The organism is Desulfosoma caldarium (assembly GCF_003751385.1).
GTDB classification, from domain to species: Bacteria; Desulfobacterota; Syntrophobacteria; order Syntrophobacterales; family DSM-9756; genus Desulfosoma; species Desulfosoma caldarium.
On the sequence record NZ_RJVA01000011.1, the window covers coordinates 115468 to 129789 of the forward strand.

The window sequence follows — 14322 nt, forward strand, 5'->3', positions numbered from 1 at the left end:
CGGATGAGGAGAAGGGATGTCCATGGACGCTCTTAGGGATATCGGAGCTTTTCTCGAAGGTGAGCGGAAGCGGCAACAGATTAGCCTCGAAGAGCTTTCCGAGCACACGCGGATCAGCGTGCGCATGCTGCAGGCTCTGGAAGCTGGGGAATATGAAGTCATCGGAACGCCTCTGCTCATTCGAGGATTTCTCAAGGTGTACTGTCAAGCCCTGGGAGTGGATCCTCAACCCATCTTGGAAGAGTATGGTTCGGATATTCGCCGCTACGATAACGAAGGGGAAAGACTGCAACGATTCCAAAGCTGGATGAAAGGAACGCGAAAGAAAAGCGGCCCATCCCTTATCCTTTTTCTTGTTTTGGCCTTGGGCGTGACCGTGGCGGGGTTATGGGCCGTGTGGTGGCCGAAGTATCAGTTGAAAAGGGCGCAAAAGGCCCAATCGACCCTCGAGGCCATTTACCCACAGGAGGAACTGCCGGGAGATCTGGCCCTAAAAGAAGACTCCGGGGATCTTAAGGAAGGCTCTTTGACCACTCCGGCGGTCCGGCCGGGCGTTTTGCCGGAAGGGGAATCTCCCGCCCTTTTGCCGGAGTCTGGAACGGGCGAGACGGGACCTCGGCTCCCTGAGGGCATGCCTTTATCCAAGCCCGAAGGATCGACGGACGAAGCTGGCGGCACGGCCCCTTTACCTGGCCCAAAGGTGGCGGAATCGGAGACCGATCGAACGGTGGGTTCGGCTTCCCCGCATACTCTGCACATCGTGGCGGACGAAGAAGCCTGGATTCAGGTGCAGGTGGATGACGAAAAACCCCATAGCCGCATCCTCAAGCCCGGAGAAAGTGCCCAGTGGACCCTTTCCCAGTCTGCCCAAATCTGGACGGGAAATGCCGGAGGAATTCGCGTCTCGTGGGACGGCACATCGCTCAAACCCTTGGGCAAAAGGGGAGAGGTGTTGCGGGTGAAGCTTCCCGATGCTCGTTACCTGGAAAATCCCTGAATTGTTCATGAACCTAATCGAAACGGAAGCGGTGGTCTTGCATGCCAGTGATTACGGCGAGTCTGACCGCATCGTCACCTTCTTTACTCTGGCTTCGGGGCTTGTGCGCGCCCTGGCCAAGGGAGCTCGACGCAGTCGAGAACGTTTTGTGCACGCCTTTGAGCCCAACAGCGTGGTTCGGCTGAGCTTTCGACAGCGAAGAGGGCTTGCCTGGGTGGAGTCCTGCCGTTTGGTGGAAGGCAACCTGGGCTTGCGATCCGATCCTTCACGTTGGGCTTATGCAGGCCTTCTTGTGGAAACCACGCTTCGCCTTCACCCCGAAAACCTTCCCAATACCCAATTCTACGCGCTCTTGTGCGGGGCGCTTGCCCGGTTGGGCACTGAGCGCGATCCGGTCAACGTGGCCGCCCTTTTTCTCGTGCGGGGAATTCATCTCGTGGGTGGTTTGCCATCTCTGGAGTCCTGCGGCCAGTGTGGGCGAAAGCTCGGTGAGAGTTCCACCTGGACCCTGTCTTTGGGTGCGGGTCGGTTTGCCTGTCAGGCTCATGGGCTGAACCATGCTGGGGCCATCACGTTGGACAAGGGATCTGCCATTTTGTTGCATGCTATGCTGCAAGGGCCTGTGGAAAAAATCTGGAGATTTCGACTGCGCAAGGGCATGGCTTCTGAGATCGTGCGGGCCGCTGCGGCCTGGGTGGAAGAGCAGTCCGGTCAACGTCTCAAGAGTCGTCGGGCCTTGAACTGTGTCATGGACCCGCGCTGGGCCGAGGAATGCAACCCTTGACGGCGTCCCGAAAAGGCGCGGTGCAAACGGCCCAGGGCCCTGTCATCCATGGGGGTCGCGCATGGGCCAGGACCGATGGAGAGAGTGAACATCCATGGAATGGATGCAGCGTTTTGAATCGGTGGCCGTCAGTGCGCCATGGTTTGGAGTCCCTCTGGCTTTCTTGGGAGGGGTACTTGCCGGGTTCACCCCCTGCACCTACCCCATGATTCCCATTACGGTGGCTTTCATCGGAAGCCGAGCTCAGGGACGCCGCCTCAAAGGTTTCCTTTTATCCCTCATCTACGTGAGCGGCATGGCGCTGATCTATTCGGCCTTGGGCCTTATGGCGGCGCTCACCGGGCGCCTCTTTGGTTCTCTCACCATGAACCCATGGGTGTTTCTGGCCGTCGGCAATCTGTGTCTGTGTTTGGCCTTAATGATGCTGGAGGTGATTCCCGTACCTTCGATCGGCTTTTTTAGTCGACTTCAGGTGCGGCCCATGGCCGGCCATGACGCCTTATCCAGCTTTCTGGTGGGTGGGGCTTCGGCCCTGGTGGTGGGACCCTGCACTACGCCCATTCTGGGCGGGCTTTTGGCCGTGGTCGCCACCGGACAACATCTTCTATGGGGAACCTTGATGCTCCTCGCATTTTCCTATGGCATGGGGGTGTTGATCATCCTGGTGGGAACCTTTACGGGCCTTTTGGCCTCCCTGCCACGATCGGGACTGTGGATGCGAAGAATCCAGCGCCTTTTTGCGCTGGTCATGATAGGAGTGGCGGAATATTTCTTTGTCAAAGCAGGGGAGATGTGGTTGTGAAAGTGCGAAGGCAACGGGCCCTACTGATGGGGTGCATGGTGGGAATGTGTTTGTGGGCTTCGACGCCCGTTTTTGCCCAGTCCATGATCGACAAGATCCTGGGGCTGGTGGGCGGGGCAAGCGTAAGCGGCCAACAGGACTTTGATTTGCCGAGCACCGACGGAGAACGGGTGCTTTTGAGCGAATTTCGAGGCAAGAAACCGGTTCTGTTATACTTTTGGGCCATTTGGTGCCCATCGTGCCAGGCCGTCAAGCCGGAATTGGTTAAGCTGCGACAGAAGATGCCCGAAGATCAGCTGGAAATTCTGGGAATCAATGTGGGCACGGGAGATTCTTTTGAACGCGTGAAGAAATATCAGAAAGCGCACCCCATGCCGTTCAAGGTCCTCTACGATGCCGAAGGTGCCGTCACCAGAGCCTTTGATGTGCGCGGGATTCCTCTATTCGTGGTGGTGGACAAGACGGGCTCGATCGTTTATCGTGACCATCAGTTGCCTTCGGACATTCGGCGTCTCATCCAATGACATCATTCTAAGGGTGCTGTGCATGAAAGACATTCTGACCATCATCATGGCAGGCGGGCGCGGAGAGAGACTCATGCCCCTGACCCGGGACCGATGTAAACCGGCGGTTCCCTTTGGCGGTATCTATCGGCTGATCGATATTCCCTTGAGCAACTGCGTGAATTCGCAACTCTATAAGATTCTGGTGTTTACCCAATACAAATCCCAGTCTCTGGTGGATCATTTGGAAGATGGCTGGAACATCTTTTCGGGAGCTTTGGGCCATTATCTGAGAGTTGTCGCGCCGCAGCAAAGGCTGGGGGAAGATTGGTACCGGGGCACGGCGGATTCGGTGCGCCAAAACCTGTACCTCATCGAAAGGGAAAGCCCCCGTCATGTGCTCATCTTGTCCGGAGATCATGTCTATAAGATGGACTACACCTTGTTTCGACGCTTCCACGAGGAAAAGGAAGCGGATGTGACGGTGAGTCTTCTGGAAGTGGACCGTGCCACGGCCTCTGCGTTTGGCATCGCCGAAGTGGATGCCGAATATCGCATCCGTGGTTTTGAGGAAAAACCCAAGGACCCCAAACCGATGCCTGAAGATGCCTCCCGAAGCCTGGCCTCCATGGGAATCTATATCTTCAAGCGGGACGTGCTCTTGAGCGTGCTGAAGGAAAGTGACGACGAAGATTTCGGTCGGGATGTCATTCCTCGACTGGTGCGGGAAGCCAAGGTCTACGCCTATCCTTACCGGCGGTACAATCTCATTAAGGATGAGGTGCCCGTCTATGACCCGGAAGCGGGCTACCATTTTAAGACCCAATATCCTACGCGGGATTCCAGCTATTGGCGCGATGTGGGCAGCCTGGATGCTTACTGGAATGCCAACATGGACCTGACGGGTATCGCGCCTTTTTTTAACCTCTACGGTCGACGCTGGCCCTTGAGAGGCCTGCAGCGGCAGGTGCCTCCGGCCAAGTTCGTGGCTTCCGGCGGTGACCCGGCATCTTTGCGTGCCGGCACGGCCCGGGATTCCGTGGTGCCCCCCGGTTGCCTGATCAGTGGAGGGATTGTGCGCCACTCGGTCTTGTCCTACAACGTGATTGTCAACTGTCATGCCGAAGTGGACGAATCGGTCATCATGGACCACGTGGAAATAGGGCACCATTGCCGCATCAAGAAAGCCATCATCGACAAGGACAACGTGATTCCTCCCCACACCGAAATCGGCGTCACACCCCAGGAAGATCGCACGCGCTTTGTGGTGACCCCTCGAGGCATTACCGTGGTGCCTCGTGGCGCCTTTCCCCGGCCATGACGACCGGCTGCAGGGGACGCGATGCTTGGGGGAAAATCGACATTCTTGGTGAAGTCCTAAGACCAGATCTTCAAGAAAATCGTGAAGGCGATCATCGGGGAAAACCTCATCCCATGGTCCAATGGAGTCGGGTAAGGTGCTTATCCATGGCTTCACAATGCTTGGCGACGACCTCGAACCGTTTGTCCACGGCGTCAAAACGGGCGGCGATTTCCCTCTGTAGGGCTTCAGACCCTTTGTTCAGGGCGTTACCGGCGCACGTGGATTTCCCCGAAGAGCACTGCGTTCGTTTTTCAGCGGGCTGTGGTGATGCAGGGCATGGCGGCTTGGGCCGATCCTTGAAGGAGTCAAAGGAGCGTTCCGGATGGCTTTGACTTTTGGGTCGAGCCTGAACCGTTCCTGTAAAGGGAATGAAGTGGTTTAAGATGGCAGAATTGAGGTCGCGGCGTGCGCCGCCCTCGCCTAGATCAAGGCGAACTTTACGAGAACGCGGTTTTTTCATGGGCCGTGCAGATACTACCGTTTTCAGCGGTCAAGCGTACCTCAATATGCTGCAGGAAGGTCAAAAGTTGTGGCGAGAAGGGGAATGGCGAAACGGCGATTTCGGAACAGTTTAAGACAGTCCGGACAAAATCACTTTCTTTTTGACAACGCCCGTTTGCGGATCCTCAATGGACTTTTCTAAAATGCGCACGGCCTGCACGCTTTCCACCGCTTTCCACGAGGATTCCGGCGCGATGATCACGGTTCCCGCAGCCACCGTGCCGCCCACTCTAATTTCTGGACGGTCCTTTTTCATCTTGGCCCACTGCATGAGGCCTTGCACTTCCTCTTCCAGGTCGGCCAGGTCTCGAGCGCACTGTGTTCGGCGGTCGACCACTCGAACAAGAGATGATTTGAGGGCATCCTGCACTTGAAAAAGTTTTTCCACCTTTGGTTCGGTGTCCTGAATGGCCTTATGAAGGTTTTCTAGGTGTGCCCGGGTCGAGGCGCTCTTGACGGCGACTCCGTCCTCTTCAAGCTTTCGAATTTCCAAAAGGGTTCGATCCTGAAACTGCACCATTTTTCCAATGGCGAGTTCAGTGCGGCTCAGAGCCTTTCTTTGTCGAGTTTCCACGTTCTTGAATCGCAGGGTTCGATCCTTGAGCTTTTGCATGCGGTCCCGCAGGGAGCTCAATTTTCTTTTCAGAATCGGGTCTTCGCCCACAACAAGTCGGCAGGCCTTGGACTTTTCCGAGCCCACATGAAGCAAAAGCATCTTTCCAGCGGCCGTGATTTGAGAAGACAAAACGGTGGCGGTGGGGGCAAGCAGGGATTCGGAGGTTTCGACGGTGCTGTCCACGATACTGCTGGAAACGGCCACGTCCCCGCAGGCGCAGACCGTGCTTCCCGCAAGATGCCGCGCCTTGACCTGACCCTCGGCATGGATAGAGGCATTGATGACGCCCCCGGAAATCATCACGTTGCCTTCGGCGAGAATTTTCCCCCCGTGAATTTCCGAGGCGGTCACCGAGGCGGCCTTGACGCGAAAACCCGCGGTGATGGTGCCGGAGATTTTCACATCACCGTCAAAGACCACATGGCCTGTTTTCAGGTCCACATCGCCGACGATTTCCAATTCGGAGTGGACGCTGATTTTGCCGTCCGCACTGATTTGAGGGCGTCCGGTGCGCGCGGCAAAAACTTGCGTGCCGTCTGCGGAACGGAGCGCACCTTTTCCAGCGCGCAGCACGATGTCCAAGGGTTTGGGTGGTTCGATCGGATGACCGAAGACGTCGGTGCCGGGTGTTCCTGGGGTTGGCGGAATTCTTTCGGCCAAAAGGTCCCCCTCGCGAACGACAGGAATTTCCCCTCGATCTCGAAAGTCTACAGATCCCCCTTTGCGGAGGCGGCCGACCTTGAGAGGGTCCGTGTCGAAGTGGTACTGAATGGAGGCGTCACGCCCGGGTGTAGGGGGATCGCCGCGTGCCACAACGATGGATCCTTTGACGCCGGGGCGGGAAAGGATCTTCGGCACAATGTCCGAAGGAAGCGTGATCCCATGGCAGATGCCGCGTTTTTCGATAAAAGCGCGCAGCTCGGCAAGAGTGAGATTCGACGGAGGCTTTTGGCTCCACACCAGGGAGGCTTCCAGGCGATCTGAAGACACCACCACGTCAAACACGTCCTCAAGGGCCTGAAGGCGCTCGCTGGAAAGGAAGGTCTCCGTGGATGGGGGCGTTTCGGGAGCTTCACACACAAGGGAGACAGCCTCAGCGGGTGGTGCCGTGGATGCCGCAAAAGCGTCCTTTAAAGCCTGAATGGCGCCGTGGTCCAGAATGTTTTCTTCGTAAAGGACCTGCTCGATGGAATAGAATTTTCTATCCCGCTTGAAGAGTTCCATCTGGCGCCCCAGGGCGCGCTTTTCCTCTTGCGGAAGCAAAAAGCCCTTGGTCACCGCATAGTGCAGAAGAGGTTTTTCTTGTTCTCGAAGCTTGAAGAAACGCTGGAGCTTGAGAAGCGCCTTCATCTGAGTGGGGGTGATGACCCCCATGTCCACGAGAATTTCTCCCAAAAGCTTTTTTTCGCCCGCCGACGCCAGAGCCTGCTGAGTTTTCAAGGCCTTTTGCACGGTTTCCTTCGTGGCCAATCCGTATCGAATGACCAATTTACCGAAAACAAGCTGGGCCTTCGTCGGAGAAGCTTTGTCCTCAGGGGCCATGGCTCGCCTTTTGCCATAAGAGGGCCATATTCGCCAAGACGTTTCCTATAGCTATAGAATTGTCACCAAATCGTCAAGCGATTGACACAGCGAAAGCCTCCAAGCCATGGGCCGAGGAAGGCTTTGACTTCAGAGCCTCACAGGGTGAGGGTGCGCCGTTCTTCTTTTGTGGCCTGTTCAAAGTGGTACGCAGCTCTCAAGACGGTGGCTTCGCCCAGGTGCGGTCCCAGAATCTGGACTCCAATGGGCAAGCCTTGCGAGGTGTAGCCGCACGGAAGGGACAGGCCGGGGATTCCGGCGAGGCTTGCCGGCAGAGTGAAGACGTCGATGAGGTACATCTGGAGAGGATTTTGGGTTTTTTCACCCAGGACGAAAGCCGCCGTGGGGGACACGGGGCCCAGTAGCACGTCACAGTGCTCAAAGGCTCTCAAAAAATCCTGGCGAATCAGAGTCCTCACCTGGGAGGCTTTGAGGTAGTAGGCATCGTAGTAGCCGGAGGACAGGCAATAGGTTCCCAGCATGATGCGCCGCTTCACTTCGGTGCCGAATCCTCGGCTGCGGGATTCCTTGTACATGCTGAGTAGATCTCGCGCTTCGGAAAACCGGTAGCCGTATTTGACGCCGTCATACCGTGCCAGGTTGGAACTGGCTTCTGCCGGTGCAATGATGTAGTAGGCCGCCACGCCGTAATCGGTGTGGGGAAGGGACACGTCACAGAGATCGGCTCCGAGTTCTTGAAAGATGCGGCAGGCCTTTTCGGTGGCTGCCGCCACTTCGGCATCCACGCCCTCGTTGAGGTATTCCTTGGGCAAGCCGACGCGAAGGCCTCGAATGGGCTGCGTCAACGCGGCCATGTAATCATCCGTCGGCTGCGCAATGGATGTGGAATCTTTGGGATCGTGGCCGGCCAGCACGGAGAGAAGAAGAGCCGCATCGCGCACATCTTTCGTCATGGGTCCGATTTGATCCAGGGAGGAGGCGAAAGCCACGAGGCCGTAACGGGACACGCGACCATAGGTCGGCCTCAACCCAACAATGCCGCAAAAGGAAGCCGGCAGACGAATGGAGCCTCCGGTATCCGTTCCCAGGGCGGCGGCGCAGAGGTCGGCGGCGACGGCGGCGGCCGACCCGCCACTGGACCCTCCCGGCACACGGTTCATGTCCCATGGGTTTCTGACAGGGCCAAAGGCCGAATTTTCATTGGAAGAGCCCATGGCAAACTCATCCATGTTGGTTTTTCCTAAAAGGATGGCTCCCGCCGCCCTCAACCGTTCCACTGCCGTGGCATCGTAAGGTGGGTTGAAATGTTCTAGAATCTTGGATCCGCAGGTGGTGCGAAGGCCTTTGGTGCACAGAACATCCTTGATGGCCAAAGGAACACCCGCCAGGGGCAAAGCCGTAAGGCTTTTGCGGCCTGCATCGTAGTCTTGGGCGTCTTTGAGGGCCTGTTCGGCCGTGACCGTGAGGAAACAATTGAGTTGAGGGTTCAGTCTTTGGATGCGATCCAGGTACGCACGAACCACTTCCGTCACACTGCATTGCTTTGCCAAAAGAGCTTCTCTGAGCCCATGAATGGTCAGGTGGGTCACGGACGACACTTCCTTTCCTTTGTCCACTTTAGATGACTCGGGGAACCACAAAATTGGCGCCGTCACTTTGCGGCGCATTGGACAGGGCGCGATCCCGATCCAGGGAAGGGTGAACCGCGTCGGGCCGAAACACGTTTTCCTGCTCTATGGCATGAGTTGTGGGTGGCACCTGGGAGGTGTCAACTTCGTGGAGTTTGTCCATGTATTCCAAAATCATGTTGAGATGCTGCGTCATGGCCAACTCTTCCTCGGCACTGAGACGGAGCCGGGCCAGTTCCGCCACATGCCGCACTTCCTCCAACGTGATCTTTTCCACAGGTGCTCCCTCGCGATTCATAACCGATTCGACCTCTCTCTTCATGCCCCATTGTTGGCGTGCATGCTACCACAAACGCGCACGGGCTCACAAGGATGGGTTGCAGTTCAACCCCGTTGCTTCTAAGATTTATTTTTGAAGCTTTGGGATCACTCTACGCTGAAGAGAGGACAGAGGATTCTTCATGGACATTGGACTCACGCCCCCGCAGCAGGAAGCCGTGGAATCCATCGGCCGGCCCGTTTTGGTCGCCGCCGGTGCCGGAAGCGGCAAAACGCGAACCCTGACCGCCAAAATCGCTTACCTCGTCAACGCCTTGGGATACGATCCCGAGCGAATCCTGGCCATCACCTTTACCAACAAGGCCGCCGAAGAAATGAAGCGGCGTCTGGAATCCATGACGGGGCGGCCCGCCCGAGCCTTTCCTTGGGTGCGCACCTTTCACAGCGCCTGTTTTCACATTCTCAAAGAACATTGTGAGCTCTTGGGTTACACGCGGCCTTTGAGCATCCATTCCGAACACCAGCAGCGCATGGACATGAAAAAGGCTTTGGCGGAACTGGACATCGATACTGCCTACCTCAATGCCTATCGATCCGTCGTTTCTCGAGCCAAGAACAGTGAGGATCCGTGGGCCTATTTGGCGCAACCAAGCCGCCTGTTCCGCCTTCAGGAAGTGTTTGAGCTGTACAACCGCATTCTGGCCCAACACAATGCCGTGGATTTCGATGACATTCTGGCCTTGACGCGAGAGCTTCTCACCCAGAACGAAGCCGTGCGACGCCGCTGCCAGAACCTTTTTGATTACGTGCTGGTGGACGAGTTTCAGGATTCCAACGCCGTGCAGTGCCGCATCATGGATTTGTTGCTTCGCGATGGCAACCTCACGGTTGTGGGAGACGACTACCAAAGCATTTATCAATTTCGTGGAGCGGATCCCTCCTTTTTCATCCATTTTCCCAAAAATTATCCTCATGCCAAAATCGTTCGGCTCGAAGAAAACTTCCGATCCACACGACCCATTGTGGCGGCCGCGGAAGCCCTCATCGCCCAAAACGCCTCTCGAATCGAAAAGAAGTGCTTCAGCCGCCGCGACGGAAAGCCCGTGGAAGTGCGTCAATTTCCCAGTGACAATGACGAAGCGCAATGGGTGGCGCATCGTTGCAGGGCTTTGCATCTGGACCAGGGTGTGCCCTTTCGGGACATGGCCGTGCTTTATCGAACCAAGTTCTGTTCCATGGTGTTGGAGCGGGCCATGCGGCACAAGGGGGTGCCTTACACCATGATGGGAGGCCGGGGTTTTTTTGAACGCCGCGAAGTGCAGGACATTCACGCCTATCTCATGAGTGCCTTGAATCCCAAGGACGATGTGGCCTTTGAGCGCATCATCAACGTGCCGCGACGGGGACTGGGCAATGCCACCCTGAAAAAGATTTTGGCCACCGGAGGGTCTGGCACACCGCTTCAGGAAAAATGTCGGCGCGCCTTAAAACGAGGACTGCTCGGCAAAAAAGTCGCCGCGGCCATGGAGGAGCTTCTAAAGCTTCTGGAAAACCTTCGAGAACTCAAGCCCCACGAAGCCATACAAACCGTCGTGGAAACCTGCCGATATGAAGAGTACCTTCGGGGAATCAGCGAAGGAGAGGACGATTTTGTCGCGCGACGGGAAAATATCGAGCAGATGGTGGAGGCAGCGCGTCAGGCCGCGGACATGGAATCCTATCTGGAATCGTGTGCCCTGATTCGCGAAGACCAAGACGATGCGGAAGCGGGAGCCGGGGTACGGTTGGCCACCTTTCATGCGGCCAAGGGCCTGGAGTTTCAAGTCGTCTTTGTCATTGGGATTGAAGAAGGCCTGCTTCCCCACTGGCGCTCCGTGCACGTCGAAGGCGCTTCCGCCGAAGGCCCAGGCGAGGAAAGTCTTCAGGGTCTTGAAGAGGAGCGGCGGCTTCTCTATGTGGCCATGACGCGTGCCGTTGGAGAACTTTATCTGTCCCATGCCATGATTCGAAAGGGGGATTTGGTGAGGCCAAGCCGTTTCTTGTCGGAACTTCCCGAAGAATACGTTGTGCGGCGAAGCTGGTGAGCGAGGGAAGAAAATGCTGTGGAAAGTGGCGACCTTCAATGTCAACGGCGTGCGGGCGCGCTTGGACCGGCTCCTGGCATGGATTTCTGAGCAGCATCCTCACGTGCTATGCCTTCAGGAAACAAAATGCCAGGATGCGGTGTTTCCTCGACAAGCCTTGGAGGCGCTGGGATATGAGGTTCTGGTCAAGGGAGAAAAATCTTTTAACGGGGTGGCGGTGCTGACACAGGAGACGCCAGAGTCCGTGGTCATGGAAACCGGCGACCCCTTGTTGGACCGTGAGGCGCGCTTTTTGGCCGTCCAGGTGCAGGGCGTATGGGTCATCAACACCTACGTGCCTCAGGGGCGTTCCCCCGACGATCCTGCATTTCAGTACAAGCTGGATTTCTTGAATCAAGTGGGCCGGTGGATTCAGGAACGCTTTTCTCCGCAGGATCTCTTGATCTGGACTGGGGACATCAATGTGGCACCAGAGGCCATCGATGTCTACGACCCCAAACGTCTCGAAGGCGAAGTGGGGTTTCATCCCGAAGAACGGGCCAAGCTGAAGGAAATCATGGCCTGGGGTTTGGTGGATCTTTTGCGGCGCCTGCATCCGCAGGCCAAGCAGTTCACCTTTTGGGATTACCGGTTGCCCAAAAGCTTTGATCGCAACCTGGGCTGGCGACTCGATCACATGCTGGTGACGGAACCCATGGCGCACAGGTGCGCGGAATGCTTTGTGGACACTGGCCCACGGGGGCAGAGCAAGCCCAGTGATCATACGCCCGTGGTGGCCGTTTTTGACATGAGTTCGCTTTCCTGAGAGGCACGAATCATGGTCCTTGGAGTTTCCACGTCGTGGGCGGCGGGACAGGTGACCCACGGAAGAGACTTGGTGGAGCGCTGCAAAGCCTTGAATGTGGCCGCCCTGGAATTGGACTATCGTGTGCCCGCGCCCCTGTTTCAGCAGGTGGCCATGGCGTTAAAGGGTTCGGGGATTCAGGTGGTCAGCCTTCACAATTTTTGCCCTGTGCCCGATCCCGTGCCTTGGGACCGGGTGTGTGCCGAGCCGTTTCTTTTGAGCCATACGGATCGAGAGGAGCGGCTTCGCGCGGTGCAGTGGACGCTCAAGACCATGGAACATGCCAATGCCTTGGAAGCGCCGTATGTTGTGCTGCACTGCGGTCGCGTGGCCATGGACGCGGAACTGCCCACCCTGACGGCCTTGCGGGAAAGGGTCGGAGTGCAAGCCCCAGAATACCAGGCCTTCTTAGAGCGCAAATTGGCCGAGCGCCAGGCTCGACGCACGCCTTTTCTGGATGCACTGCTCTGGAGCCTGGACCGGCTGGCTCGAGAAGCCCAAAGGCTTCACGTTATGCTGGGTTTGGAAAACCGAGCCCACTACCATGAAATGCCAAACATGGAAGAGTACCAGGTTCTGTTGCATGAATTGGAGGGGGCACCGATAGGCTACTGGTACGATACCGGGCATGGACACCTCATGGAAATTTTTGGTTGGGGAAACCCCATGGAAACCTTGAATGCCTGCCAAGACCAACTCGTTGGAATTCATGTTCACGATGCCGTTGGCCAGAGCGATCACCTGCCGCCCGGCTCAGGACACATTCAGCTGGAGCCCGTGGTCCGCCTGGCAGGCCGCCTGGGCTGCCCTTTGATCGTAGAGCTGAAAGCCGGCACAAACGATGACGACTGTCAAGCCGGCGTGGAACATGTGCGAAAGCTCATGGAGGCCGTGGCCGAACCCGTGGAGGACCAGGATGAGAGAGCCTCGCATTCCCGTCTTCACCCATGATCTTTTCTTGGAATCCTATACTCAGGATCCGGCGGCAGCGCCGGGACGCATGCAATGCATTCGAGATGCCATTGCCGATGTGAGCGAATTTCGCGAGGCACTGCCGGCTTCTTGGGAAGATCTTCAAAGAGTGCACACGCCCCGGCATATTCAGGAGGTCATTCGAGAGGGGCTGGACCGTGTGGCTTCCTTGGCCGCAGGGGCCACCGTGATGGCCGCCGTGGAAGGATTGCAAAGGCCTTCCTTTGCTCTGGTGCGTCCTCCTGGACATCATGCCTCCGCGGACAGTTCCTGGGGCTTTTGCTATTACAACAACGTGGCCATCGCCGTGGAATACCTCAGGCACCACCGTCACATTGGAACGGCCTACATTCTGGATTTCGACCTTCACTACGGCGATGGCACCGTCAATATCTTGGGGGATAAGGGCTACGCCGCGATTCTGAACCCTCAAACCGAAGACCGAAAAGAATATCTTCGCCTGGTGGAAAAAAACTTGTCGGAAGCTCAGGCCGACATCCTTGCGGTGTCCGCAGGCTTTGATGCGCACCAACAAGATTGGGGAGGCGTGCTCTTAACCGAAGATTACACGGCCATAGGGGCCATGATACGCGCGACCTGTGCACGCCTTGGCATAGGATGCTTTGCCGCCCTTGAAGGAGGCTATAACCATACGGTGCTGGGAAAGAACGTTCGAGCTTTTCTGCTTGGACTTCTGGGCCGTGACGCGTCGACCGCTTGACAGGCACGAAAACATTTTCGGGACGGGGGCCGCGAAGCTCGCCAACCCCGCGAAAACGAGCCTTGACGTGCTCGTGTCCTCGATTTTTTCGTCCGCGGGCACAATCATTCCAAAGCAAGAGGGGCGAAGTGTTCAAGAACGGCCTGCAAGGCTTCTTGCTTTTGGCCTTGGTTGTGGGCCTGAACAAGGCTTACGGAGGCCTTTCAGAAACCACGGCACAGGTTCGTCGCTCCGTCGTGGCGGTGGGTACGTATCAGGCCTTGCGGCGCCCGCCGTCGGTTTTCCTGGGCACGGGATTTGTCGTGGCCCAAGGACGGCACATTCTCACCAACGCTCATGTTCTTCCGAAAGAGCTGGACAAGACGCATCGAGAAGTTCTTGCGGCCTCTGTGGGTCGAGGTCCCCACGTGCAATGGAGAGAGCTGGAGGAGGTGGCTCGGGACTCGGAGCACGACGTGGTGCTGCTGCGCATGCAGGGGGGCCCTTTGCCACCGCTGACTGGATACGTCCTTAGTTCGAGAAGGTCAGGACATCGCGTTTACCGGATTTCTCATCGGCGTGGTGCTCGGCCTTTACCCGGTGACCCACCGGGGGATCATCTCCGCCTTGAGCCCAATGATGATTCCGGTCAAATCCGGACAATCCCTGACCCCCGATCTCGTGCAGAAGCTCAAGAAGGCCTTTGA

General features: G+C 57.0%; 14 protein-coding genes. 10 read left to right on the forward strand and 4 right to left on the reverse strand.

All coding sequences use genetic code 11. From position 1 onward, the window contains the following. Nucleotides 1-16 precede the first annotated feature (16 nt). From EDC27_RS06390 to glgC, 5 genes are all read left to right on the forward strand, one after another. Complete coding sequence (locus EDC27_RS06390) at nt 17-997, forward strand: helix-turn-helix domain-containing protein (RefSeq protein WP_123289791.1); 981 nt, start codon at nt 17-19, stop codon at nt 995-997. Further along, nucleotides 972-1781: a DNA repair protein RecO gene (gene recO / locus EDC27_RS06395; RefSeq protein ID WP_123289792.1), complete on the forward strand. Its 810-nt coding sequence runs from the start codon at nt 972-974 to the stop codon at nt 1779-1781. Before EDC27_RS06390 ends, recO begins: the two co-directional genes overlap by 26 nt. Nucleotides 1782-1875: 94 nt before the next feature. Beyond that, entirely contained in the window at nt 1876-2583 is a 708-nt protein-coding gene (locus EDC27_RS06400; RefSeq protein WP_123289793.1) for a cytochrome c biogenesis protein CcdA, read from the forward strand. Next, the gene (locus tag EDC27_RS06405) at nt 2580-3107 is read left to right on the forward strand and encodes a peroxiredoxin family protein (RefSeq protein ID WP_148045700.1); all 528 of its coding nucleotides are present in this window, start codon (nt 2580-2582) and stop codon (nt 3105-3107) included. The genes EDC27_RS06400 and EDC27_RS06405 overlap by 4 nt, the downstream gene beginning before the upstream one ends. A gap of 22 nt (nt 3108-3129) precedes the next feature. After that, on the forward strand, nt 3130-4407 hold the full coding sequence (glgC, locus tag EDC27_RS06410) for a glucose-1-phosphate adenylyltransferase (RefSeq protein WP_123289795.1): 1278 nt from the start codon (nt 3130-3132) through the stop codon (nt 4405-4407). 106 nt (nt 4408-4513) lie between these two features. On the opposite strand, the gene EDC27_RS06415 is transcribed toward glgC, so the two are convergent. From EDC27_RS06415 to gatC, 4 genes are all read right to left on the reverse strand, one after another. Continuing rightward, nucleotides 4514-4909: a hypothetical protein gene (locus EDC27_RS06415; protein ID WP_123289796.1), complete on the reverse strand. Its 396-nt coding sequence runs from the start codon at nt 4907-4909 to the stop codon at nt 4514-4516. Between the two features lie 111 nt (nt 4910-5020). Further along, complete coding sequence (locus tag EDC27_RS06420) at nt 5021-7108, reverse strand: DUF342 domain-containing protein (RefSeq protein ID WP_123289797.1); 2088 nt, start codon at nt 7106-7108, stop codon at nt 5021-5023. A gap of 137 nt (nt 7109-7245) precedes the next feature. Beyond that, nucleotides 7246-8697, reverse strand: a complete 1452-nt coding sequence (gene gatA, locus EDC27_RS06425) for an Asp-tRNA(Asn)/Glu-tRNA(Gln) amidotransferase subunit GatA (protein ID WP_245994308.1) — start codon at nt 8695-8697, stop codon at nt 7246-7248. A 28-nt stretch (nt 8698-8725) separates the two neighbouring features. Further along, nucleotides 8726-9013, reverse strand: coding sequence for an Asp-tRNA(Asn)/Glu-tRNA(Gln) amidotransferase subunit GatC (gatC, locus tag EDC27_RS06430; RefSeq protein WP_245994311.1), 288 nt, complete (start codon nt 9011-9013; stop codon nt 8726-8728). A 184-nt stretch (nt 9014-9197) separates the two neighbouring features. Between gatC and EDC27_RS06435 the strand changes: the two genes are divergently transcribed. From EDC27_RS06435 to EDC27_RS06455, 5 genes are all read left to right on the forward strand, one after another. After that, nucleotides 9198-11099 (forward strand): ATP-dependent helicase, encoded by a 1902-nt coding sequence (locus tag EDC27_RS06435; RefSeq protein WP_123289800.1) that lies wholly within the window; start codon nt 9198-9200, stop codon nt 11097-11099. A gap of 13 nt (nt 11100-11112) precedes the next feature. Further along, nucleotides 11113-11904 (forward strand): exodeoxyribonuclease III, encoded by a 792-nt coding sequence (xth, locus tag EDC27_RS06440; protein ID WP_123289801.1) that lies wholly within the window; start codon nt 11113-11115, stop codon nt 11902-11904. A 12-nt stretch (nt 11905-11916) separates the two neighbouring features. Continuing rightward, complete coding sequence (locus EDC27_RS06445) at nt 11917-12894, forward strand: sugar phosphate isomerase/epimerase family protein (RefSeq protein ID WP_123289802.1); 978 nt, start codon at nt 11917-11919, stop codon at nt 12892-12894. Beyond that, entirely contained in the window at nt 12860-13636 is a 777-nt protein-coding gene (locus tag EDC27_RS06450; protein ID WP_170161649.1) for a histone deacetylase family protein, read from the forward strand. Before EDC27_RS06445 ends, EDC27_RS06450 begins: the two co-directional genes overlap by 35 nt. Nucleotides 13637-13764: 128 nt before the next feature. Further along, a complete protein-coding gene (locus EDC27_RS06455; protein ID WP_170161650.1) occupies nt 13765-14322 on the forward strand; it encodes a S1 family peptidase in 558 nt (185 codons plus the stop codon).

Bases quoted from the DNA above. Each gene is read 5' to 3' on its own strand.
- EDC27_RS06420 (WP_123289797.1), bottom strand. From the start codon at position 7,108: ATGGCCCCTGAGGACAAAGCTTCTCCGACGAAGGCCCAGCTTGTTTTC.
- EDC27_RS06390 (WP_123289791.1), top strand. From the start codon at position 17: ATGTCCATGGACGCTCTTAGGGATATCGGAGCTTTTCTCGAAGGTGAG.
- EDC27_RS06435 (WP_123289800.1), top strand. From the start codon at position 9,198: ATGGACATTGGACTCACGCCCCCGCAGCAGGAAGCCGTGGAATCCATC.
- EDC27_RS06450 (WP_170161649.1), top strand. From the start codon at position 12,860: ATGAGAGAGCCTCGCATTCCCGTCTTCACCCATGATCTTTTCTTGGAA.
- EDC27_RS06400 (WP_123289793.1), top strand. From the start codon at position 1,876: ATGGAATGGATGCAGCGTTTTGAATCGGTGGCCGTCAGTGCGCCATGG.
- xth (WP_123289801.1), top strand. From the start codon at position 11,113: ATGCTGTGGAAAGTGGCGACCTTCAATGTCAACGGCGTGCGGGCGCGC.
- EDC27_RS06415 (WP_123289796.1), bottom strand. From the start codon at position 4,909: ATGAAAAAACCGCGTTCTCGTAAAGTTCGCCTTGATCTAGGCGAGGGC.
- recO (WP_123289792.1), top strand. From the start codon at position 972: ATGCTCGTTACCTGGAAAATCCCTGAATTGTTCATGAACCTAATCGAA.
- EDC27_RS06445 (WP_123289802.1), top strand. From the start codon at position 11,917: ATGGTCCTTGGAGTTTCCACGTCGTGGGCGGCGGGACAGGTGACCCAC.
- glgC (WP_123289795.1), top strand. From the start codon at position 3,130: ATGAAAGACATTCTGACCATCATCATGGCAGGCGGGCGCGGAGAGAGA.